Below are 22,218 nucleotides of genomic sequence, written 5' to 3' on the forward strand. Positions count from 1 at the left end.
GAACAAGGAGACGGCAATGACCGACAACCACGGCACCACCAGCGCGCTCGAACCCGCTACAGTCGCCGCCGGGCCGGAGCGCGCGGACCTACCGGCGATCCTCGACGAGATCGTCGCGGCCGGTATCACCGGCATCACCGCCCGAGTACGCGACGGTCGCGGCGAGTGGGTCTGCAGCGCCGGCCTGGCCGAGCTGGGCGGCACGGCGAAGCCGCCGGTCGACGGGCACGTCCGGATCGGCAGCAACACCAAGACGTTCACCGCGACACTGGTTCTGCAACTGGTGGCCGAGGGCCGGATCGAGCTGGACACTCCGGTCGACGAGTACCTGCCCGAGTTCGGCATCGACCGGCGGATCACGGTGCGGATGCTGCTCCAGCACACCAGCGGCATCTTCAACTTCACCGGCGAGTACTACGACGACGGTTCGTTCGTACCGGGGATCCCGGCCACGACGGCCGGCAAGGAGTGGGTGGACAACCGGTTCGCGACCTACCAGCCGGAGCAGCTGGTGCGCCTGGCGGTGGGCAAGCCGGCGCGCTTCGAGCCGGGTACGGACTGGAGCTACGCCAACACCAACTACGTGGTGGCCCGGCTGCTGGTCGAGAAGGTGACCGGCCGTCCGGTCGCGCAGGAGATGGATCGGCTCATCCTCACGCCGCTCGGGCTGACCGGCACGATCGAGCCGACCACCCAGACCGGGGTGCCAGAGCCGCACGCGCACGCGTACTACCGGTACGAGGACCAGGGCGCGGAGAAGACGGTCGATGTCACGAACCAGAACCCGTCGTGGATCTCCAGCGGCGGTGACATGATCTCGACCACCCGGGACCTGGAGACGTTCATCTCGGCGCTGGTGACCGGCAAACTGCTGCCGGCCGAGTTGCTGGCCGAGATGTGCACGCCACGCGCGACGCCCATCCCGAACATGGGCTACGGGCTAGGCGTGTTCGTTCAGCAGATCGAGGCGGGCGGCACGGTGATCACGCACAACGGTGGCATGGCGGGGCACGCGGCGCTGATGTTCAGCACACCGGACGGCGGCACGTCGCTGACCGCCGCGCTGAACTACCCCGACGACGCCACGATGTCGCTGGCCGGCGCGTTCCAGCAGGGTACGCAGCGCCTCGTCGCCGCGGTGTTCGGCTGACGGCGCAGGCTGTCGCGATCCGGCCCGGCCCCGCCCCGCCCGGGTAGGCCGGCCGGCCGCTGCGGTGGCGGCACGGCCGCAATTTGCTACTACATCTTGTGTAGTAGCGTGCGGGCATGAGCGAGCGAACCACCACCTCTCGGCCGGCGTCGCGACTGGCGCTGCGGGTCCCCGAGATCACGGTGTACTTCTGGGTCGCCAAGGCGCTGTCCACGGCGCTGGGCGAGTCGACGTCGGACTACCTGGTGCACGTGATGGACCCGGTCCTGGCCGTGGCGCTGGGATTCGTGTGCTTCGCCGCCGCGCTGGTCGCGCAGTTCGCGATGCGCCGCTACGTGGCGTGGACGTACTGGCTGGCGGTGGTCATGGTCGGGGTGTTCGGCACGATGGCCGCCGACGTGTTGCACGTGGGTTTCGGGGTGCCCTACGTCGCCTCCAGCGTCGTGTACGGGGTGGCCCTGGCGGCGGTGTTCGCGACGTGGCACCGGGTGGAGGGCACCCTGTCGATCCACAGCATCGCCTCGGCGCGCCGCGAGCTGTTCTACTGGGCCGCGGTGGTGGCCACGTTCGCGCTGGGTACCGCGGTCGGCGATCTGACCGCGGTGACGCTGCACTGGGGGTACCTGATGTCGGCCGTGCTGTTCGCCGCCGTGATGGCGGTGCCGGTGGTCGGCTACCGGTGGCTGCGGCTCAACCCGGTCTTCTCGTTCTGGTGCGCCTACGTGCTCACCCGCCCGCTGGGTGCCTCGGTCGCCGACTGGTTGGGCAAGCCGGCGCAGGCCGGCGGCGTCGGGCTCGGCGACGGCCCGGTGGCGCTGGGGCTGGCCGCGGCGATCGCCTGCGTGGTCGGATACCTGGCGGTGACCCGCCGGGACGTGCAGCGACAGCCCCAGCTGGGCCGGGAGCCGGCGCTGGCCGCCGGCCGGCCACGCTGACCGGCGGCCCGATCGGGGCCCGCTCACCTCGCCGGCACGCACCCCGCTGCGGCCGAAGCCGGTGCGGTGCCAGCGGCGAGAAACCCGGCTACCAGGCGGTCGTTCACTCCGTCGGATCCGGTTGCCGGCTCAGCCGGCTCGGCCACCACGAGCGCCGCCCGAGGTCGATGATCAGGCCGGGCACCAGCAGGGTCCGCACCAGGAAGGTGTCGAGCAGGACACCGAAGGCGACCAGGAACGCGATCTGCGCGAGGAACAGGATCGGAATCACGGCCAGTGCCGCGAACGTGGCGGCGAGCACGACCCCGGCCGAGGTGATGACACCGCCGGTGCTGCCGACGCCGATGACGGTGCCCTGCCGGGTACCCACCCGGCGGGCCTCCTCCCGGACCCGGCTCATCAGGAAGATGTTGTAGTCGACACCGAGCGCGACCAGGAACACGAAAGCGAACAGGGGCACCGAGGGGTCCGCGCCGGGAAAGTGGAAGACGTGGTTGAACACCACGGCCGACACGCCCAGCGTCGCCGCGAAGGAGGCGACCACGCTGGCCACCAGCAACAGCGGGGCGACCAGCGAACGCAGCAACGCGATCAGCACCAGCAGGATCACCACGAGCACCATCGGGATCACGATGGTGCGGTCCCGTGACGAGGTGGCGAGGGTGTCGGCCTGGATCGCGGTGTAGCCACCGACCAGCGCATGCGCGCCAGGAACAGCGGCGAGTTCGGTGCGCAGCCGATGCACGGTGTCGATCGCGGCCGCCGAGTCCGGGGCGTCGGTGAGGGTGGCGTCGATCAGTACCCGGCCGTCGACGACCTTGGCCGGCCCGACCGGCGCGCCTTGTGCGCCGACCGTGGCCACGCTCCGTGGAACCACCCCGTGCACCGTGCGGGCTCGGGCGATCACCCGGTCGGCCGCGCCGGCGTTGGCCACGATCTGGGTGGGGTTGCCGGCACCGGCCGGGAAGTGGTCGGCGATCACCCGCTGGCCGACCACCGAGTCCTGGCTGCGCAGGAACAGCGCGGTCTGGGTGGTACCCGAGGCCTTCAGCTGGGGGAGGAACGCCACCGCGAGGCCGACCAGGACGACGCCGACGGCCAGCCAGACCGGCCGGGGGCGCCGCGCGACCCGTTCTCCGATCCGGGTCCAGCGGCGATGGGTCGGCCGGTGGTGCGCGTCGTAGTGCGGGATCGCCGGCCAGAACGCCGCCCGGCCCAGCAGCGCGAGGACAGCCGGCAGGAACGTCAGCGCGGCCAGCAACGAGCCGGCGATCCCGATCGCCGCGACCGGCCCGAGCCCGCGGGTGGACTTCAGGTTGGTGGCCAGCAGGCACAGCACGCCGAGGATGACGGTGCCGCCGGAAGCGGCTATCGGCTCCAGTGCCGCCCGGTACGCGGTGCGCAGCGACCCGAACCGGTCCGGCGCGCGTCGCAGTTCCTCGCGGTAGCGGGCCACGAGCAGCAGCGCGTAGTCGGTGCACGCGCCGATGACGAGGATGAACAGGATCCCCTGACTCTGCCCGTTGAGTTCGATGACGCCGTGCGCCGCGAGCTGGTAGATCACGGCACCGGCCAGCGCCAGCGCGAGGGTGGCGGTGGTCAGCACGATCACGGGCAGCAGCGGCGACCGGTACACCACGATGAGGATCAGGAACACGACGGCGCCGGTGACCAGCAGCAGGGTCCCGTCGATACCGGCGAACGCCTTGCCGAGGTCGGCGCTGAGCCCGGCCGGCCCTGCGACGTGCAGGGCCACGCCGGGCGGGGCCGGGCGGTCCCGCAGCGCCGCGACGTCGGCGCTGAGATCGGAGCCGGCCGACAGCGGTACGACGACCTGGGCGGCCCGGTGATCCGGGCTGACGGTGACGGGGCTGACCGGGCCCCGCAGCGCTTTCCAGCCCTTCAGCCGGGCGATGTCGGACCGGATCGCGGTGACGTCGTCGTCGGTGAGGCGCGGGCTGCGCTGGTAGACGACGATGGCGGGAACGGCGTCGGTGTCGGTGAAACCCCGCGCCAGCTTCTGCACTGTGGTGGACTCGGAGCTGGCCGGCAGGAACGCGGCGTTGTCGTTGGTCTGCACGTCGGCGAGCTTGCCGATCGAGGAACCCAGCGGCCCGACGCCGAGCACCCACAACCCGGTGAGCAGGGCGGGCACCAGCCACCACAACCAGCGCCGGCGGGGCGGCCGGGACCGGTTCGAGTCGTCGTCGGGCCGAACGATATTGCTAGCTTTTCTAGCCACACGTCGACTCTACAACACGCTCGATCATCTAGCTATGATGTCGCCGTGGTTCAGTCCAACGACGCCCGCGACATCGCGACCAGCGTCCGGCGCCTCCTCCAGGCGGGCAGGCAGATGCAGGCCGCGCTCGCCCGCCGGCTCGGGGTGCGGGTGACCGACGTGCAGGCTGTCGACCACGTCATGCTGACCGAACAGCCGATTGGCCCGGTCCAACTCGGCGACCGGCTCGGGATCCGATCGGCGTCGGCAACCGCATTGGTCGATCGCCTTGTCGCCGCAGACCACGTGCAGCGCGAGCCGGACCCGCACGACGGGCGCCGCGTCACGCTCGCAGTCACCGACCACGCCCGGCGCGAGGTCGGGGCCGCGCTCCGGCCGCTGATCGAACAGATCGTGCTCATCACCGATCAGCTCGACGACGACCAGCGCACCACGGTGCGCACCGTCCTGGACCAGATCGCCACCGCCATGCGCGACTACGCGACCGGTGCGGAGCCCGGCAGGCCGGGCGCAGGCGACAGCAACCGCGAGCACGAGGCGCCGAGGGGCGCCACCCCACCGGTCGCGGACTGACCGCTGCCCCAACCTGCCGAGCGGGCGGGCTTCCCCGGGCGCGGTGTGGCGTGGCCTTCCGCTGCCCAACCTGCCGAGCGGGTGGCTCGGCCTGGTACCTGGCCGTCGCGAACCGCGCTGTTCGGCTGCGCCGCGTGTCCCGTGCCGGTTTCGTGCGTTGTCTCCCGGGATGCGCCGGGAAGCGGCGTCGGGCGGAAGAAGGCACTGGTGCGACTCCGGTCAGCGTACGTGACCACGTATCCCCGGCTGGTCCGGATGGCGTTCCTGTTGTCCGCCGACGACCTGAACCGGCAGCGCCGCGCCGGCCGGGCGCACCGGCTCGCCCGCCGGGCGCTGCCGCACCGGTCTGGGCCGGCCACCGGGACCGAGGAGGCGGCGCGCACCCTGCTCGCGCGGCTCGTCCGCGCCGGCCTGCGCCGCACCGACCGGCCCGCACCGGGCTGGCGAGCGGCACCCGCGCCACCCGGCGAGGGGCACGCGGCCATCGACGCCGCGCTGGCCACCTCCGCGCCGGCCGTGCGCGCCGGGTACGGCCTGCTGGTCGGCGAACGCCTCGGGCGCACCGCCGCAAGCCAGGTACTGCGCGACGCCGGGGTCACCGACACGGCTGCGGCACTGACCGACGCCCAAGCCGTGCGCGATCGGCTCGCCAGGCGGGACGGCCTTGCCGTCGACGACCAGGAACGCCTGCTGCGGGAGGCGCCGATGGACCCGACAGTGGTACGCCTGCGGGCCCCGGATCCGTCGGCGCTGCGGTTGCGGGGCGCCGCGATCGGGACGATCGCGCTGGCCGCCGCCGTCGCGCTGGCCGTCACCGCCGGACTGGTACTGCACCGAGCCGGGCGCCCGGCCGCGCGCCGGCCCGCGGCGACCACACCGGCAGCGGCCACCCACCTGGTCGACGCCGGCGCGTGGCGCGGCTCGTTCCACCCCGGCGTGCAACTGTGGCCGTCCCGCGGGGAGCTGACCGGCCGCACCGCGTTGATCCAGCGGGCCGCGCGGTCCTGGACCGCGACCGCCGCGGCCACCGGGGCCGGATCCGGGGGTGGCGGATCCGCCGCGGTGCCGGCGCCCCGCGCCTCCGCCTCGGTGCTCTACGCGGGGAACCTGGACGGCCACACCGTCGTCCTGCTGTCCGACGGCCGGTCGCTCGCCCGGTACACCGAACGGCACGGGGACGGGCGCACCGAGGTGGACCAGGCGCCCCGAGCCGACGTGTACGCGGCGAGCGCGCTGCGGCTGGCCACCACGGCGGCCGGCACCCGCTACCTGCTGGCGCCCTGGGTGCGCCGGGCGCAGTGGGGCTCCACCGCCGCCCGCTGGCACCGGCTCACCATCCACAATGGAGTTTCCGGGCCGGTCGCCGCCCCGCCCAGCCGACCGGGATGCTGGCGGGGTCCGGTGTTGCGGCTCACGGCGGTCGGCGCCGACCTGGACGAGCCGATCGCCGTCGGCGACACCGGTGCCGCGGCCATGCCGCACCTGATGTACATCCCGCCGGTACCACCACCACACATCACCCGCCCGCACGAACTGACCTACCAGGACGGTCCGCAGGTGTTCCAGGAGATGAGCTGCTCCGAGGACCACGCGGCGGGTGCCGACTCGATGACCAACTGGCGCTTCTGGGCGGGTCAGCTGCCCGAAGCGGTCGACGCCAGCTGGGTGTGCCTCCGGGTCGATCAGGCCGACGGCAGCGGCGACAGCACCAGCGCGCTGGTCCCGGACGGCGACGCGCCCATCGTGGTGGCCCGGACCACCAGCGGGCACGCCTGTACCCGGCTGGCCAAGGACCTGGTCGCCACCGCCTGGTGGCAGGCTCCGTCCGGACAGTGGTACTTCCTCGCCGCCGGCAGCAGGCACGTCGCCTCGATCACCGTGGACGGCCAGAGCCGGGACGGCCGGTTCACCGCGCTCGGCCCGTACCGCGCGAAGGGCAAACCGCATCCGTCGGTCTCCGCGCGCAACGAGAAGGGCGCCGCCGTCACCGTCCTGACGAACCAGGACGGCTGATACTCCAGCGGTAGATCGTGATCTTGACGACTGGACGGCCAGCTGACGGTCGGTGGCTGGTCGCGAATCAGCGGCCAGTAGAGCTGGCGTCGACTTCGGCTCGGGGACAAGGCGCTCCGCCAGGTACACCCCGACGATCGGGCGGCGCTCAGTCAGCGTCTGATCCGGTCCTCCACGCGAGGCGGAGCCGTTCTGCGGCATCGGCGGCCTGGCGAAGACCCGCCTGGTAGGCCGGTTCCCAGGCCGTCCGGTCATTCAGGTTCGAGCCGAATGCGCGTATTGATTCCGGATCGGGTTCGATGGTCACCACGGTGGGTGCGCCAGCGGCCGCCAGTTCCTGGTGGAGCAACTCACGGGGAAACAGGTGCGCCTGCGGGTCGATCACGACGAGCGTGCGGGCTCCGGCCGCGAGTCCGGCGTTGGTCGCCGACCGCAGGGAGCCGTCCATGTATCGGCGACCGTTGATGGTGATCGGTGGGTAGATCCCCGGGAAGGCCGTGCTTGCCGCCACGGCGCAGGGCAGCGGTGCGCCACTGGCACGGTCGAAGACCTCCTGCTCGCCGGTCTCGGCGTCCAGCGCGGTGATGAGAAGCTGCCGGTCCGGCCATTGGTCTGCGCCGGCCATGGCGCGCATCCGGGCGATGTGTGCCTGCTCGGGGCCGGTCTCGGCGGCGAGCGCGATCTGGCCCACTCTGCGTCGCGCCTCGTCCGGGTTCGAGGCGGCATCGCGGAGCACGGCGAACGCCTCGCCCAGCCGGCGCTCGTCGACCTGGGGAGGGGTGGCGTCGGAGCCGGCGGGGCGCACCGGGGTGGCGAGCCGGCCGGGGTCCTGACCGGTGGCCAGCACCGCGCCGATGATCGCGCCAGTCGAGGTGCCGACGATCAGATCGGCCTCGCTGAGATCCACCCCGCCGCGGCTCAGTCCGCAGGCCAGCCCGGCCATCCAGGCCGCACCAACAGGGCCTCCAGCACCCAGTGCGAGTGCCCGATCGAGCGCGTGCATGACTGTCTCCTTCCATTGTTGAAACAGTCGTACCATATATTGACGTAGGCTCAGATCCGTAGGACCGAGAGGATGATCCACCGTGGGGCGGCCCCCAGATCCCGCGCGGCGGGAGCGCACGCTGGCGCGAGCGACCGACTACGTACTGGGTCATGGCCTGGCCGGGTTGAGCTTGCGGCCGCTGGCCGCGGCTCTCGATACCAGCCCGCGGATGCTGCTCTATGACTTCGGCAGCAAGCAGGAGCTGGTGTCTGCAGTCCTCGCCGAGGCTCGCCGCCGCGGCGCGACACGATTGGCCGAGAACCTCCCGCCGGAGGCGGCCTCTGCGGAGGAACGCCTGCGCGGCATCTGGGCCTGGATCAGCGCACCCGAGCGCGTCCCCTACGTCCGGCTGATCTTCGAGGTGCACGCCGACGGCCTGGCCCACCCCGAGAACTACCCGAACCAGGCCGAGGCGATCACGAACTGGTTCAACGCCCTCGGCACCCCGTTTCGCGACATCGCCACCGGCCCCGACGACACCGTTACTCCCACGCTGGTCATGGCCGTCATCCGGGGCCTCCTGTTCGACCTCACGACCACCGGCGACCGCCGCCGCACCGACCGCGCCCTGGACCGCTTCTGCGAACTCCTCCGGTATTGAAGGAAAACAGACGATCACACGGTCTCGGCCCCCTGGCGACCCTGGTGCGCGTCGCTTGCTCAAGGTGGCGGGTCGAGGAGACATTCCAGTGTCGGGTCGTCCGGAACCGGCTCGACTCCCGGCTGGCCAGGTGCGCGCCGGTGCGAACGATGCAGCCGCTTTCATTGTCGCAGGGCAAACATATCGAAAGGTGGATCGGCGAGGTGATGGCCTGGATGCCGGCCACCTCGCACCAGGTGCCCCGCAGGCTCCTCACCGCCGCCGCGGCGGCCGGCTCGACACCTCGCGCTGCCGGACGCCATCCCGTCCGGCTTCGTCGATTGTTTGTCCCACGGCAATTGATGCGCTAGCCTTCACGCTGTACCCGCATCGCCTGCGCGATCGGCGAACGGGATCGCGTCGCGGTGGCGGCTCGACCCGAACGGCGATGATCGCGGTACGACGTCCGCCGGGCGGCCGACTTCGGGGGTGTGGGCCGCCCGGCGGCGGACGTCTCGCGCTGCCGGAGAATGCCGCACCGCTGGTGGCCCACGACCGATGGGATCGGGCCGGCCGGCACAGTTCATCCATTCGACCGCATTCCCGCCCACGCCGGTGATGCGGATCCGTTGTCGTGCAATGTAATTGCTGTAAGACAATTAATTGTCCGGGCAGCGTGGCGGGCAGGATCGGTACGGCGCCACCGGCGCCCACCGTCGACTCCGTGGCCCCGGCAACCGTGACCCCGGCCTGGTCCGCGATCGCGGCCGGGTCTGCCGGCCACGGAGGATCGCCGGCCGCAAGGGCGATCGCCGGTCGGGCCCGCACGTCACCGCGGGGATCGTGCCCGCCGCTGGCCGGTCACGCGTGCCCGCAAGGAAGGAGCAGGCAGCCATGCGTCGCATCTGGTTCGACGAGGATGCCCAGCCCTACTACGAGTTGGTCTGCGATGGTTGTGCCACGCAGCTGGTTTGCTGGGACGACTCCTGCTATGACTGGAACCTGTTGCGCGGCGTCGCGGAGTTCTCCGGGTGGTGGATCGACCCCGATCAGATCGACGGGACGCATCGGTGCCCGCACTGCCGACCCGGCGGTGCGGAGCCGGGGCTGGTGGTCCGCCCGGTGCCGGTCCGCCCCTGACCGGACCGGGACATCCGGCCGTCGCCATCCGGGGCAGCCCTCGTCCGGTGCCGCCCGGGAATCCGGGCGGCTCTGCCGGGGCCGATCCGCGCCCACCTGGAGCGGATCGCCGCGGCCGGCGGGGCGGCTTTCGTCGCGCGTACCGAGCGCGATCCTGACCGCAATAGCCGGCAATGAGCCGATATCAGCGTCGCGGTACCGGCAACCGGTGGCTGCGGGACGAGCCCGGCGCAGCGGATCCGTCGACCGTGCGCCCACCTCCGGTCATATCGCCCGATCCTCACGAACGGCCGTGGTCGTCACCACTGGCGGCCCGGGACGCCCGGCGCCGGCCACCATTCCCGCGTACCCGCGTGTATGTTTGCCGTGCTGCAACTTTGCCGGAGCGCGGCCGTGCTGCGTCCACGGAAGGCGACGGGATGTCCACCACCGACCGCACCAGCCAGATCCTCACCGCGTTGCGGAGCGGTCAGGGCACCGAGCTGCCCGCGCTGCTCACCGCCGCCGCGAAGACGCACTACCCGCTCAGTGGCGTCGACATTCTGATCGTCGACTACAACATGTCCGCGATGGTCGCCGCCCAGGGCGCGGCGGCCCCGGTGCCCATCGACGGCACGCCCGAAGGGCGGGTCTTCGCCTCGCAGCGGACGGCGCAGGTGGAATCCGGCGATCAGACCCACCGGCTGATCTGTGCGCTGACCGCCCGGGGCCAACGGCTCGGCGTGCTCGTGGTGACCTTCACCGACGAGCCGGACGAGGACGTGGCGGGCGAGTGGGAGATCATCGCCCAGCACGTCGCCCACGAGATCGTCGTCGTCGAGAACATCACCGACCGGTTCCGGCGCACCCGGCGGCGCCGGCGGCTCACTCTCGCCGCCGAGATCCAGTGGGACACGCTGCCGGCCCGATCGGTGGCCACTCCCGACTTCGCGTTCGCCGGCCAGCTGGAGCCCGCCTACGAGGTGTGCGGCGACACCTTCGACTGGTCGACCGATCCGGAGGGGCTGACCGCGGCCGTCATCAACGGCTACAACCAGGGAACTTCGGCGGCCGTGCTGACCAACTTCGTCGTCGCTGCGCTGCGCAACGCTCGCCGCTCCGGCGACGACATCGCCGCGCAGGCCGCGCTGGCCAGCGACCTGCTGTACACCCAGCATCAGGGCGGCCAGTACGTCGATGCCCTGCTGCTGCGGTACGACACCGTCACCGGCCGGCTGACGGCGGTCTCGACCGGCAGCGCGCAGATGATCCGGTTGCGCGGTACCGCCATCGCCACTCTCGACCTGCCCACCCAGCCGGCACTGGGCCTCGAAGAGGAGACCGACTACACCGCATCGGCGGTCCCGGTGAAGCCGGGCGACCGGATTCTGGTGGTGAGCGACGGCGTGTACGACGCGCCCAACTCGGCGAACCTGCAGTACCGGCTGACCGCGCTCGGGCAGGTGCTGCGCCGGACCCGCCTGCAGCCCGCCGGCGAGGCGGTGCGGACGATCATCCGCGATGTCCTGGACTACCGGGGATCTCCCCTCGACGACGATGCCGTCGTCGCCTGTCTGGATCTGTTGCCCGCCGACTCCCGGACGCCCAGCGGCGGCTGACCGGCTGCCGCGGTGCGGTACCTCCGCGCCACCGCCACGGTGCTGGCGGCGGGGTTCCTGACGGGCTTCCGGTCGCGTTCGGGACCGACCTGGTCGCGCCCACCGACGCCCTGCCCGGGTTCCTCCATCGAACTCCCGTATCGGCAGGTTGCGCGGAGGTACGTTGGAACCGGGCCCATGGTGGCCGGCGGTCGAAGGGGGGATCGGTGACCCCGACACAACTCCGGGCATTCTCCGCGGTGGTGCGCCTCGGATCGGTCCGGCGTGCGGCCGACGAGCTGCGGGTCTCGGAGGCGGCCGTGTCGCTGCACATCGCCAAGCTGCGCCGGGAGCTGGGTGACCGGTTGTTCGTCCGCACCTCGACGGGCCTGGCGTTCACCCCGGGCGGGCTGCGGCTGGCCAGCCGTGCCGCCGAGCTGATCGGGCTGCAGGAACGGACCGTGTTCGAGGTCAAGCAGGCGGCGGGCAACCAACGGCTGCTGCGCATCGCCGCCTCCGCCATGTTCGCCGAGCAGGTCGCGCCGGGGCTGATCGACCTGTTCACCGCGCGGGCGAAGGATCTCGACGTCGAACTGAGTGTGCATTCGCCCAGCCGGTTCGCGATGGCGTTGCACAACCGCGAGGTCGACGTGGCGATCGGCCCGTGCCCGGCGGAGCCCGACGATGCGTTGGTGTGCCGGCCGTTCCTGCGGTACCGGATGATCGCCGTGGTCGGGCCGGAGCACCCGCTGGCCGGCAGCACGGTCGACGCCGGTCAGCTGCGGGCGCAGACCTGGCTGCTCGGGCCGTCCGCCGCCAACGACATCAGCGCGGTGTCGCAGCTGTTGCAGCGGCTGCACGTACCCGAGGAGCACCAACAGATCTTCCAGAGCCATGCCGCGGCGGTCGACCAGGCGAAGCGCTCCAAGGGGGTGGCGATGGCGCCGGCGTTCGCGGTCACCGCCGACCTGGCCAGCACGGCGCTCACGCGCCTGTCCGGCCCCGGTACCTCGGTCGACGGGGTGTGGCACACGGTGGTGCTGGCCGGCACCGGTCGGTCGCCGGCCGCCGAGCTGGTGCGGTTCATCGGTACGCCGCGGGCGATCCAGGCGATGATGCGCGGTTCGGGTGTCAACATCGGACGGTTCCGGCCGTCGATCCACATCACGCTGTGGTCGTGACCGGCCGGCGTACCGGAACGTCGCAGTCGGCGACCGCGTCGATCACCCGGCGCAGCGCGGTGAACGTGTCGCCCGGCAGCATCCGGTCGCAGTAGGGCAGCGCCGCGGCCATCGACGCCACCCGCGGCTGGAAGCCGGGTACCGCGGCGCGCGGGTTGATCCACAGCAGGCGGTACGCCCGGCGGCGCACCCGGGCGAGCTGCGCGGCCAGCTCGGTGGCCGGGCAGCTGTCCCAACCGTCCGAGCCGATCAGCACGATCGCGCCGCGCAGCAGATCGCCGTGGCGCGAGTCGAGCAGGGCGCGCAGGTTCGTCGCGATGCGGGTACCGCCGAACCGGTCGCCGACCGCTGCGGTGGCCTGCGCCATCGCGTCCGCCGCGGACCGCCGCCGCAGCACCGGCGTCAGCCGGGTCAGCCCGGTGGCGAAGGCGAACACCTCCGCGTCGGCGGCCCGCACGAACGCGCGCCCCAGGTGCAGGTACGCGGTCGCCTCGGCCTGCATCGACCGGCTGACATCGCACAGCAGCAACAGCCGGCGCGGCCGGCGTACCGGCCGGGTACGCACCAGCTCGATCGGCTCCCAGCCGGTGCGCCGGGACCTCGCCATCGTCTCCCGCAACGCCGCCCGGTTGCCGCGCCGGCGGATCGCGAGACGCCTGGTGCGGCGGGTCGGCAGCCGCGGCAGCCCGGCCAGCAGCCAGTCGTCGAGCAGCGCGACCTGCTCGTCGTCGAGCGCCTCGAACGGGACGTCCGCCCACCCCGCCGCGGCGGTCGGCAACCGTTGCGGTACGGCCGGGCCGTCCGGCGCGGTCCGCTCGGCGCTGCCGACCACCGCCGGCAGTGTCGCCCACGGCAGTCCGGTGCCGGGCTGTGCCGGTGCGGTGGGCGCCGGTACCGCGGCGAGCGCGCCGGTCGGCGGCAGCGGCCGGCGCCGGGCCGGCGGGTCGGTACCGAGGCCGGCACCGGCGAACAGGGCCGCGAATAGGGCGTCGAACGCGGCGAGGTCCGGCTGCCGGCGTACCAGCGCGATCCGCGCCGTCCAGTACAGTTCGGTCCGGGTGGCCGGCGGGTGCGCCGCGAGCGCGCGGGCGAAGGTGCCGGCGGCGCTGAGGTCGACGGCCACGCCGCGGTCCCGCAGCCGGCGGGTCAGGCCGGCCGCGAACGCCGCCCGGTCCACACCGCGCAGCAGCGGTGGCACCGGCCCGGCGCCGCTGGTGCCCTGCTGGCTGGCTGGCACGGCTGCCCCCGGCGCGTCGTCAGGCCCGGGCCCGGTCGGGCCCGTCGAGCGCGCCGAACGCCGCAGTGACCGCGTCCCGGTCGTCCGCGGTCTTCGCGAGCGCGGCCAGCGTGCGGGTCGCGTCCGGCCGGGTCAGCTCGGTGACCCCCAACATCGACAGGGCGGAGACCCAGTCGATCGCCTCGGCCAGGCCGGGCGGCTTGTCCAGGTCGAGGGCCCGGACCTGGCCGACGAAGTCGGCCGCCGAGGCGATGAGCGCGGTGGCGGCGGCCGGCACCGCCCGGCGCAGGATCTGCGCCACCCGGGCCGCGGACGGGAACTCGATCCAGTGGTACAGGCAGCGCCGGCGCAGCGCGTCGTGCAGTTCCCGGCTGCGGTTGGAGGTCAGGACCACGATCGGCCGGCGGGCGGCGGTGAACGTACCGATCTCCGGGATGCTCACCGCCGACTCGCCGAGGAACTCGAACAGCAACGCCTCGAACTCGTCGTCGGCCCGGTCGATCTCGTCGATCAGCAGCACCGGCGGTCGCGGTCCGGTGAACCGGATCGCCTGCAGGATCGGCCGGTCGGACAGGAACTCGGCGGTGAACAGGTCGGCGTCGCGCAACCGGTCGCCGTGCGATTCGGCGAGCCGGATGGCGAGCAGCTGCCGCTGGTAGTTCCACTCGTACAGCGCTTCCGAGGCGGTCAGGCCCTCGTAGCACTGCAACCGGATCAGCGCCGTGTCCAGGGCGCCGGCCAGCGCCTTGGCCGCGGTGGTCTTCCCGACGCCCGGCTCGCCCTCCAGCAGCACCGGCTGGCCGAGCCGTACCGCGAGGAACAGCGCCGTGGCGAGCCCGTCGTCGACGAGGTAGCCGACTCGCTCCATCCGGTCGGCCAGGGTCTCGGCAGCGCCGATCTGCTCGGTCACCCGCCGCCCCCGGCGTCGGCGGCGAGCAGCGCGCGGTAGTCGTCGATCGTGTCCACGTCGATCGGGACCGGGCCGGGCACCGGGACCTCGACCACCTCGTACCGGCCGGAGTGCAGCAGCTTCCACACCGCCTTGTCGCCGTGCAACGAGGCCAGCGCGGCGAACGTGCGGCGGCCGAACCAGAACGGGTGCCCCAGCCCGCCGTCGTACCGGCAGATCCCGATCGCCGCCGCCCGCGCCGCGCCGACCAGCCGGCGCACCACCGCGGCGGCCACGCCGGGCTGGTCGCCGAGCAGCAGCACGATCCCGTCCGCCGCCGGGTCGACCGCGGCGATCGCGGTCCGGATCGAGGAGCCGCACCCGGTGCCGAAATCCGGGTTGTGCACCACCTCCGCCCCGCTCAGGTCCACCTGCGTGACGATCTGCTCGGCCGAGCCGCCGAGCGCGACGAGCAACTGGTCGAAGCCGCAGCGGCGGGCCGTCGCGAGCGTCGCCGACAGCAGCGGTGCGCCCCGGTAGGGCAACAGCTGCTTGGGCGCGCCGAGCCGCGCCGACCCGCCGGCCGCGAGCACCACCCCGGTCACCGCCATGGTCAGGAGCCCACCTTCTCGGCGTACCGGTCCCGGCAACCCGGCCCGCAGAAGAAGAACTCCTCGCCGCCCACCGCCAGTCGCGGGGTGTCCGGGCCGACCACCACGGTCATCCCGCACACCGGGTCGACCGCCTGCCGGGCGGGCGCCGGCTCGGCAGGCGCCGGCGCGTGCAGGTCGCCGGTACGCAACTCGCGGACGATCTCGCCGACGATGGCCAGCGCGATCTCCGGTGCGGTGCGGGCACCGATCGGCAGCCCGGCCGGCGAGTGCACCCGGGCCAGCTCGGCCTCGGACAGCCCGGTCTCGGCGAGCACCGCGGCGCCCCGGCGTTCGCTGGCCACCAGCCCCACGTACCCGGCCCCGTCGGCCACCGCCGTCCGGATCGCGGTCGCCTCCGCGCCGCCGTGGGTGGCGATCAGTACCGCGGTCGCCGCCCGGCCGCCGTCGTCGTCGGCGACCTCGAACCCCACCATCGGCACGAGCTCCCGCACCGCCCGGGCGATCGGTGACCCGCCGACGACCCGTACCACCGGCGCCGGTAGCCGCGGTTCCAGGAACACCTCGATCGCGCCGCCGGACAGGCACGGGTTGACGACCAGCTGCGCACCCGGTACGTCCGGGAAGTCCGCGGCGGAGTCGGGCAGGATGCGCAGCAGCATGGGTTCCCGGTCGCGCAGCGCGGCCAGCGCGGCGACCCGTACCGAGCCGGTCGCGCACTGGCCACCGATGAAGCCGTCGATGGTGCCGTCGGCCAGCACCACGGCGCTGTCGCCGGGCAGCGCCGAGGTCGGCGGCTGCGCCCGCACCACCGTGGCCCGCACGTACGCGGTGCCCGCGGCGCGCAACCGTTGCTCCGCGGCACCCTCAGGATCGGTCACCGCACAACACCGCCCCTCGGCTAGATCGGTGGCGTGGCGCGCCCCTGCATGGCCTCCCAGACCCGGGACGGGGTGAGCGGCATGTCCAGCGCGGTGACCCCGAGCGGCTTGAGCGCGTCGATCACCGCGTTGACGATCGCGGCGGGGGAGCCGACGGTCGCGGACTCGCCGACGCCCTTGGCCCCGATCGGGTGGTGCGGCGACGGCGTCACCGTGTACCCGGTCTCCCAGTCGGGCGTCTCCAGCGCGGTCGGGATCAGGTAGTCCATCAGCGAGCCGCCGAGGCAGTTGCCGTCCGGGTCGAACGCGATGATCTCCATCAGCGCCATGCCCAGCCCGTCGGTGAGGCCGCCGTGCACCTGCCCCTCGATGATCATCGGGTTGATCCGGGTGCCGCAGTCGTCGACGGCGACGAACCGCCGGACCTTCACCTGCGCCGTACCGGGGTCGATGTCGACCACGCAGAGGTAGGCGCCGTTCGGGTACGTCAGGTTCGGCGGGTTGTAGGTGATCTGCGCGTCCAGCGACCCCTCGATGCCTTCCGGCAGGTCGCCGGCGCCGTGCGCGCGCATCGCGACCTGCTGGATCGTCACCGCCTTGCCCGGGTCGCCGGCCACCTGGAACGAGCCCTTGACCCACTCCAGGTCGGTCGGCGCCACCTCCAGCATCGCGGCGGCGATGATCCGTGCCTTGTCGCGTACCTTGCGGGCCACCAGCGCCGCCGCCGCACCCGACACCGGCGTGGAGCGCGAGCCGTAGGTACCCAGGCCGAACGGGGTGTTCTCGGTGTCGCCGTGCACCACCTCGATGTCGTCCGGGCCGATGCCCAGCTCCTCGCTGACGATCTGCGCGAACGTCGTCTCGTGCCCCTGACCCTGGGACTGCACCGACAGCCGAACGACCGCCTTACCCGTCGGGTGGATGCGCAGGTCGCAGCCGTCGGCCATGCCCAGCCCGAGGATGTCCATGTCCTTGCGGGGCCCGGCGCCGACCGCCTCGGTGAACGTGGACACCCCGATGCCCATCAGCTCGCCGCGCTCGCGGCGGCGTACCTGCTCGGCACGCAGCTCGTCGTAGCCGGCGATGCGCATCGCCTCGCGCAGCGTTCCCGCGTAGTCGCCGGAGTCGTAGACCCAGCCGGTCGGCGTGGCGTACGGGAACTGGTCGGGGTGGATGAAGTTGGCCAGCCGCAGCTGCGCCGGGTCCTGGCCCAGCTCGTCGGCGAGCCGGCTGACCAGCCGCTCCACCAGGTAGACGGCCTCGGTGATCCGGAACGAGCAGGCGTACGCGACGCCGCCGGGCGCCTTGTTGGTGTAGACCGCGGTCATCTTGCAGTACGCGGCCTTCAGGTCGTAGCTGCCGGTGAACACGCCGAAGAACCCGGCCGGGAACTTCACCGGTGCCGCGGTGCCGTTGAACGCGCCGTGGTCGGCGAGCACGTTGGTGCGGACGGCGAGGATCTTGCCGTCCCGGCTCGCCGCGATCTCGCCGCGCATGATGTAGTCGCGGGCGAACCCGGTACTGGTCAGGTTCTCCGAGCGGTCCTCCATCCACTTGACCGGCTTGCCGGTCAGCAGCGACCCGACGATCGCGCACACGTACCCCGGATAGATCGGTACCTTGTTGCCGAACCCGCCGCCGATGTCCGGCGAGATCACCCGGATCTTGTGCTCCGGCAACCCGGCGACGATCGCGTACAGGGTGCGGTGCGCGTGCGGCGCCTGGCTGGTCGACCACAGCGTCAGCTTGCCCTCGACCGGGTCGTAGTCGGCGACGCAGCCGCAGGTCTCCATCGGCGCCGGGTGCACCCGCGGGTACACCACGTCCTCGCTGACCACCACGTCGGCCGCGGCGAACACCGCGTCGGTGGCGGCCGCATCGCCGGTCTCCCAGTCGAAGCAGTGGTTGTCGGTCTTGCCCTCCAGATCGTCGCGGATCACCGGTGCGTCGGGGTCGAGCGCGTGCCGGGCGTCGATCACCGGCGGCAGCATGTCGTACTCGACGTCGATGAGTTCCAGCGCGTCCCGCGCCGCGTACCGGTCCTCGGCGACCACGCAGGCGACCTCCTGGCCCTGGAACCGGACCTTGTCGGTGGCCAGTACCGCCTGCACGTCGTTGGACAGTGTCGGCATCCAGGCGAGCCCCTGGCCGGCCAGCGCCTCGCCGGTGATCACCGCCTTGACGCCCGGATGCGCCTCGGCCGCGCTGGTGTCGATCGACACGATCCGCGCGTGCGCGACTGGCGAGCGCAGGATCGCCAGGTGCAGCATCCCGGGCAGTTGCACGTCGTCGGTGTAGTGCCCGCGGCCGCGGATGAATCGCGGGTCCTCCTTGCGCAGCATCCGCCCGTACCCGACGGGGTGCTGGTCGTTGTCGACCTGCTCGACCGGCGGTTCGTGCACGGTGGTCATGACGCGCTCCCTGTCGGTACGGGCTGCGCCGCCTCGGTGGCAGCCGGTTCGGTGGCGGGCTCCGCGGCGGCGGGTTCCTCCTCGGCGGCCGGTACCGCGCCGTCCGGGTGCTCGGCGGCCCACCGCACCGAACGGACGATCGTCGCGTAACCGGTGCAGCGGCAGATCTGTCCGGAGATCGCCTCGCGGATGTCGGACTCGCTCGGGTGCGGGTCGCGGTCCAGCAGCGCCCGGGTGGTCATCATCATCCCCGGGGTGCAGAACCCGCACTGCAGGCCGTGGCAGCGCATGAACCCCTGCTGGATCGGATCCAGCGTGCCGTCCTCGTGCGCCAGGCCCTCCACGGTGCGCACCTCGTGGCCGCTGGCCATCGCGGCGAGCACGGTGCACGACTTGACCGGTTCGCCGTCCATCCAGACCACGCAGGTGCCGCAGTTGCTGGTGTCGCAGCCCCAGTGCGTGCCGGTCAACCCGAGATGGTCGCGCAGGAAGTGCACCAGCAGCAACCGGGGCTCCACCTCGCGGGTCACCTCGGTGCCGTTCACCGTCATCGTCACCTGCATGGTCAGGACCCCCCGTCGCTGATCCGCTGGACGGCCCGGCGCAGCGTCCGCCGCGTCAGCTCCTGCACCAGATGCCGCTTGTAGGCGGCCGTACCGCGCATGTCGGTGGTCGGGTCGCAGTGCTCGGCGGCCGCCGCCCCGGCCCGCTCGTACAGCTGCTCGCCCGGCGCCTCACCGCGCAGCAGTTCGGACACCGCCGGGATCACCACCGTGTGCGGGCCGACCGCCGCGAACCCGACCCGCGCGTCGGCGATGACGCCGCCGGCCATCGTCACCACGGCCGCGGCCGAGACCACCGCCCAGTCCCCGGCCCGGCGCTCGACCTTCTCGAACGCGGACGACGAGTCCGGGTGCCGCGGGACACGGACCTCGACGAGCATCTCGCCGTCGCCGACGGCCGTCTCGTACGGCCCGCGGTGGAACTCGGCCATCGGTACCACCCGCTGCCCGGTACTGCCGCGGATGACGCACTCGGCGTCCAGGCAGCTGCACACCGCCGAGAGATCCTCGGACGGGTCGGCCTGGCACAGCGAACCGCCGATCGTGCCCCGGTTGCGTACCACCGGGTCGGCGATGACCCGTTCGGCGTCCCGGAAGATCGGCAGTACCGCGGCCAGCTCGTCGGATTCCAGCAGCTCGCGGTGCCGGGTCAGGGCGCCGAGCCGGACCCGATCGGACTCGACCAGCACGTACCCCAGCTCGTCGTGCAGGTCGTTGATGTCGATCAGGTACTCCACGTCGGCCAGCCGCAGCTTCATCATCGGCAGCAGGCTGTGCCCACCGGCGATCAGCCGCGCCGTCTCGCCGCGCCGTTCCAGCAGCCCGATCGCCTGGTCGACGCTGGTCGCGCGGTCGTATTCGAACGGTCCGGGAACCTGCATGACAGCCCCCCCACGCACGGTGTACCGACTCGTCTCCGAGTCCCTGTGACCGAGCACACACCCGTCGTGCTGGTCCGTCAATCGTCGGACAACCGAACGCTTAAGGGCTCCCGGCGGCCGATCCCCGTCCCACCCGCGTACGCGGTGCCGCGGTGATCGGATCCGCGAGGAGGGGTCCGGGGCCGGGTCGGTGAGAATCGGGTGCGGTTCGGCCCACGGTGGTGGGACCCGCCGTGGCCGGACCAAGCGTCCGAGGAAACGGTGACCCACCCGGGCTGCCCGCGCATCCCCCGAACGTGATGCGGACACCATCCCTCACCGTTACCGTCCAGCAGCGGGGTCTCGGCCACGGCGGGGTCAGCGTCACTTTCCTCCGCTGCCGGACGCTGCGCAACCCCGCTGTAGCCATTTGTGAAGCCATGTGCGTAATGGCGGGATGGAGCCACGCACCGTGTACCGAGCTGGGTCGCGACGGACCCGGCGCACCGGCACCGGGTCCGTCGCGGCGCTCACTCGGTCTCGTGGAAGCGGCCTGAGCCGCGTGGAAACGCGTACCGCGAGAGTTGACGACCACGTGTAGCGACCCGGACCGCAGGGAGCCATCCTTGGGGGTGCGGTGAAGGGTGGCGGCCCATGTCAGACAGACGGCAGTGGCTGGAGGCCCAGCTGTCCGCCGACCGGGCGACCAGGCCGGGGTCGCCGGTGGCGCTGGTGTGCGCCCGATGCGTCACCGAACTGTCGGTCACCGGGGCCGGGGTGACCGTGCTGTCGCACCTCGCGGACGACGACCACGGCACGCACCCGAGCCGGGGGCTGGTTCATGCCACGAACAGCACCAGCGCCGCGCTGGAGGACCTGCAGCTCACGGTCGGGGAGGGCCCGTGCCTCGATGCCTTCGAATCGGGTGGGCCGGTCCTGATCAGCGACACCGCTACTCTGGCGTCGCGTTGGCCGATCTTCGCCGCTGCCGCCGCCCGGCTCGGTGCCGCGGCGGTGTTCTCGTTCCCGCTGCAGATCGGGGTGGCTCGGCTCGGGTCGCTGGACGCGTACCGTGCCAGCCCCGGCCCGCTGACCGCGGCCCAGCTCACCGACGGGCTGATCCTGGCCGACCTGGCCACCGCGCGGATCATGGAGGAGATCGACGGGCACCCGATCGCCGACCTGAGCTGGCTGGCCGACCCGCACCTCGAAGTGCATCAGGCGACGGGCATGGTGCAGATGCAGCTGGGGGTGACGGCCGAAGTCGCGCTGATGCGGCTGCGGGGCTACGCCTTCAGCCACGACCTGGCGGTGACGGAGGTGGCTCGGCTCATCGTCGACCGGTCGCTGCGCCTCGGCGGGGAACCGGAACCGCAACGGTAGCCGACGCCGCACGGCGCCCGTCCCCGCCCGGACCGCGGGGTGCGGTGGGTCAGCGCAGCGACGACGCGTGGTCGGGCACGTAGGTCTGCTCGCTGCGCGGTGGCCGCTGGTAGCCGTGTGCCGGCGGCCGGGGCGGCAGCTCGATGGGCGGCCGCCGCACCGCGTGGTAGGGCACCGTGGACAGCAGGTGCGCGATCATGTTGATCCGGGCCCGCCGCTTGTCGTCGCTCTCCACCACGTACCACGGGGAGTCGGGGATGTCGGTGTGGACGAACATCTCGTCCTTCGCCCGCGAGTAGTCCTCCCAGCGGGTGATCGATTCCAGGTCCATCGGCGACAGCTTCCACTGCCGCATCGGGTCGGTCAGCCGGTCGGTGAACCGCCGCTCCTGCTCGACGTCGCTGACCGAGAACCAGTACTTGCGCAGCAGGATCCCGTCCTCCATCAGCAGCCGCTCGAAGATCGGGCACTGCCGCAGGAAGATCCGGTACTGGTCGGGGGTGCAGAAGCCCATCACCCGCTCCACGCCGGCCCGGTTGTACCAGCTCCGGTCGAACAGGACGATCTCCCCGGCGGCCGGCAGCTGCTCGACGTACCGCTGGAAGTACCACTGGGTGCGCTCGCGGTCGCTCGGCGCCGGCAGCGCAGCGATGCGGGCGACGCGCGGGTTGAGGTTCTCGCTGACCCGCTTGATGGTGCCGCCCTTGCCCGCGGCGTCGCGGCCCTCGAAGATCACCACCAGCCGGGCGCCCTCGGCGCGCACCCACTCCTGCAGCCGGACCAGTTCGATCTGCAGCCGCCGCAGCTCCCGCTCGTACAGCTTGCGCGGCAACCGGTCGGTGGCGGTTCCGGCTGCCGCACACCGGTCGCCGGTTGCCTTCCGCTGCGCCACCTCGGCCTCCCCGTCGGATGACGCCAGCGTATCGGCGAATCGTCCCGGACGGCGG

General features: G+C 72.5%; 19 protein-coding genes. 9 read left to right on the forward strand and 10 right to left on the reverse strand.

Going from position 1 to position 22,218, the window contains the following annotated elements; genetic code table 11:
* Window positions 1–16: 16 nt before the first annotated feature.
* Together Athai_RS07400 and Athai_RS07405 are read left to right on the forward strand one after the other, a co-directional pair.
* Window positions 17–1,150 carry a serine hydrolase domain-containing protein gene (locus Athai_RS07400; protein ID WP_239156781.1) on the forward strand — a complete coding sequence of 378 codons (1,134 nt, stop codon included), beginning with the start codon at window positions 17–19 and terminating at the stop codon, window positions 1,148–1,150.
* A 116-nt stretch (window positions 1,151–1,266) separates the two neighbouring features.
* Window positions 1,267–2,085, forward strand: coding sequence for a COG4705 family protein (locus tag Athai_RS07405; RefSeq protein WP_203960792.1), 819 nt, complete (start codon window positions 1,267–1,269; stop codon window positions 2,083–2,085).
* 103 nt (window positions 2,086–2,188) lie between these two features.
* Here the strand turns inward: Athai_RS07405 and Athai_RS07410 are convergent, their stop codons facing one another.
* Window positions 2,189–4,252, reverse strand: a complete 2,064-nt coding sequence (locus Athai_RS07410; protein ID WP_420829824.1) for an MMPL family transporter — start codon at window positions 4,250–4,252, stop codon at window positions 2,189–2,191.
* 225 nt (window positions 4,253–4,477) lie between these two features.
* On the opposite strand from Athai_RS07410, the gene Athai_RS07415 reads away from it, so the two are divergent.
* Both Athai_RS07415 and Athai_RS07420 read left to right on the forward strand, forming a co-directional pair.
* A complete protein-coding gene (locus tag Athai_RS07415) occupies window positions 4,478–4,900 on the forward strand; it encodes a MarR family winged helix-turn-helix transcriptional regulator (protein WP_203960793.1) in 423 nt (140 codons plus the stop codon).
* A gap of 207 nt (window positions 4,901–5,107) precedes the next feature.
* Complete coding sequence (locus Athai_RS07420) at window positions 5,108–6,913, forward strand: serine/threonine-protein kinase (RefSeq protein WP_203960794.1); 1,806 nt, start codon at window positions 5,108–5,110, stop codon at window positions 6,911–6,913.
* Between the two features lie 148 nt (window positions 6,914–7,061).
* Here the strand turns inward: Athai_RS07420 and Athai_RS07425 are convergent, their stop codons facing one another.
* Window positions 7,062–7,916 (reverse strand): patatin-like phospholipase family protein, encoded by an 855-nt coding sequence (locus Athai_RS07425; RefSeq protein WP_203960795.1) that lies wholly within the window; start codon window positions 7,914–7,916, stop codon window positions 7,062–7,064.
* Window positions 7,917–8,127: 211 nt separating this feature from the next.
* On the opposite strand from Athai_RS07425, the gene Athai_RS07430 reads away from it, so the two are divergent.
* The 4 genes from Athai_RS07430 to Athai_RS07445 all read left to right on the forward strand — a co-directional run bounded on the left by Athai_RS07430 (window position 8,128) and on the right by Athai_RS07445 (window position 12,436).
* Window positions 8,128–8,559, forward strand: a complete 432-nt coding sequence (locus tag Athai_RS07430; protein ID WP_239156783.1) for a hypothetical protein — start codon at window positions 8,128–8,130, stop codon at window positions 8,557–8,559.
* A gap of 873 nt (window positions 8,560–9,432) precedes the next feature.
* The gene (locus Athai_RS07435) at window positions 9,433–9,678 is read left to right on the forward strand and encodes a hypothetical protein (RefSeq protein WP_203960797.1); all 246 of its coding nucleotides are present in this window, start codon (window positions 9,433–9,435) and stop codon (window positions 9,676–9,678) included.
* A 419-nt stretch (window positions 9,679–10,097) separates the two neighbouring features.
* The gene (locus tag Athai_RS07440; protein ID WP_203960798.1) at window positions 10,098–11,276 is read left to right on the forward strand and encodes a PP2C family protein-serine/threonine phosphatase; all 1,179 of its coding nucleotides are present in this window, start codon (window positions 10,098–10,100) and stop codon (window positions 11,274–11,276) included.
* A 206-nt stretch (window positions 11,277–11,482) separates the two neighbouring features.
* Entirely contained in the window at window positions 11,483–12,436 is a 954-nt protein-coding gene (locus Athai_RS07445; protein WP_203960799.1) for a LysR family transcriptional regulator, read from the forward strand.
* Here Athai_RS07445 and Athai_RS07450 read toward each other — a convergent pair.
* From Athai_RS07450 to Athai_RS07480, 7 genes are read right to left on the reverse strand one after another with little or no spacing between them, the layout of a single operon-like run.
* Window positions 12,420–13,673 carry a VWA domain-containing protein gene (locus Athai_RS07450; protein ID WP_239156784.1) on the reverse strand — a complete coding sequence of 418 codons (1,254 nt, stop codon included), beginning with the start codon at window positions 13,671–13,673 and terminating at the stop codon, window positions 12,420–12,422. The genes Athai_RS07445 and Athai_RS07450 overlap by 17 nt on opposite strands.
* Window positions 13,674–13,692: 19 nt before the next feature.
* A complete protein-coding gene (locus Athai_RS07455; protein ID WP_239156785.1) occupies window positions 13,693–14,583 on the reverse strand; it encodes an AAA family ATPase in 891 nt (296 codons plus the stop codon).
* A complete protein-coding gene (locus Athai_RS07460; protein ID WP_203960800.1) occupies window positions 14,580–15,173 on the reverse strand; it encodes a nucleotidyltransferase family protein in 594 nt (197 codons plus the stop codon). The genes Athai_RS07455 and Athai_RS07460 overlap by 4 nt, the downstream gene beginning before the upstream one ends.
* 2 nt (window positions 15,174–15,175) lie before the next feature.
* Complete coding sequence (locus Athai_RS07465; RefSeq protein WP_239156786.1) at window positions 15,176–16,054, reverse strand: XdhC family protein; 879 nt, start codon at window positions 16,052–16,054, stop codon at window positions 15,176–15,178.
* A 20-nt stretch (window positions 16,055–16,074) separates the two neighbouring features.
* Entirely contained in the window at window positions 16,075–18,465 is a 2,391-nt protein-coding gene (locus tag Athai_RS07470; protein ID WP_203960801.1) for an aerobic carbon-monoxide dehydrogenase large subunit, read from the reverse strand.
* The gene (locus Athai_RS07475) at window positions 18,462–19,028 is read right to left on the reverse strand and encodes a (2Fe-2S)-binding protein (protein WP_203960802.1); all 567 of its coding nucleotides are present in this window, start codon (window positions 19,026–19,028) and stop codon (window positions 18,462–18,464) included. The genes Athai_RS07470 and Athai_RS07475 overlap by 4 nt, the downstream gene beginning before the upstream one ends.
* Window positions 19,029–19,030: 2 nt before the next feature.
* Window positions 19,031–19,909: an FAD binding domain-containing protein gene (locus Athai_RS07480; protein WP_203960803.1), complete on the reverse strand. Its 879-nt coding sequence runs from the start codon at window positions 19,907–19,909 to the stop codon at window positions 19,031–19,033.
* Window positions 19,910–20,542: 633 nt separating this feature from the next.
* Here Athai_RS07480 and Athai_RS07485 point away from each other — a divergent pair.
* Window positions 20,543–21,271 carry a GAF and ANTAR domain-containing protein gene (locus tag Athai_RS07485; RefSeq protein WP_203960804.1) on the forward strand — a complete coding sequence of 243 codons (729 nt, stop codon included), beginning with the start codon at window positions 20,543–20,545 and terminating at the stop codon, window positions 21,269–21,271.
* Window positions 21,272–21,320: 49 nt separating this feature from the next.
* On the opposite strand, the gene ppk2 is transcribed toward Athai_RS07485, so the two are convergent.
* Window positions 21,321–22,163, reverse strand: coding sequence for a polyphosphate kinase 2 (gene ppk2, locus Athai_RS07490; protein ID WP_239156787.1), 843 nt, complete (start codon window positions 22,161–22,163; stop codon window positions 21,321–21,323).
* Between the last annotated feature and the right edge of the window lie 55 nt (window positions 22,164–22,218).

Source organism: Actinocatenispora thailandica, from assembly GCF_016865425.1.
Classification (GTDB): domain Bacteria; phylum Actinomycetota; class Actinomycetes; order Mycobacteriales; family Micromonosporaceae; genus Actinocatenispora; species Actinocatenispora thailandica.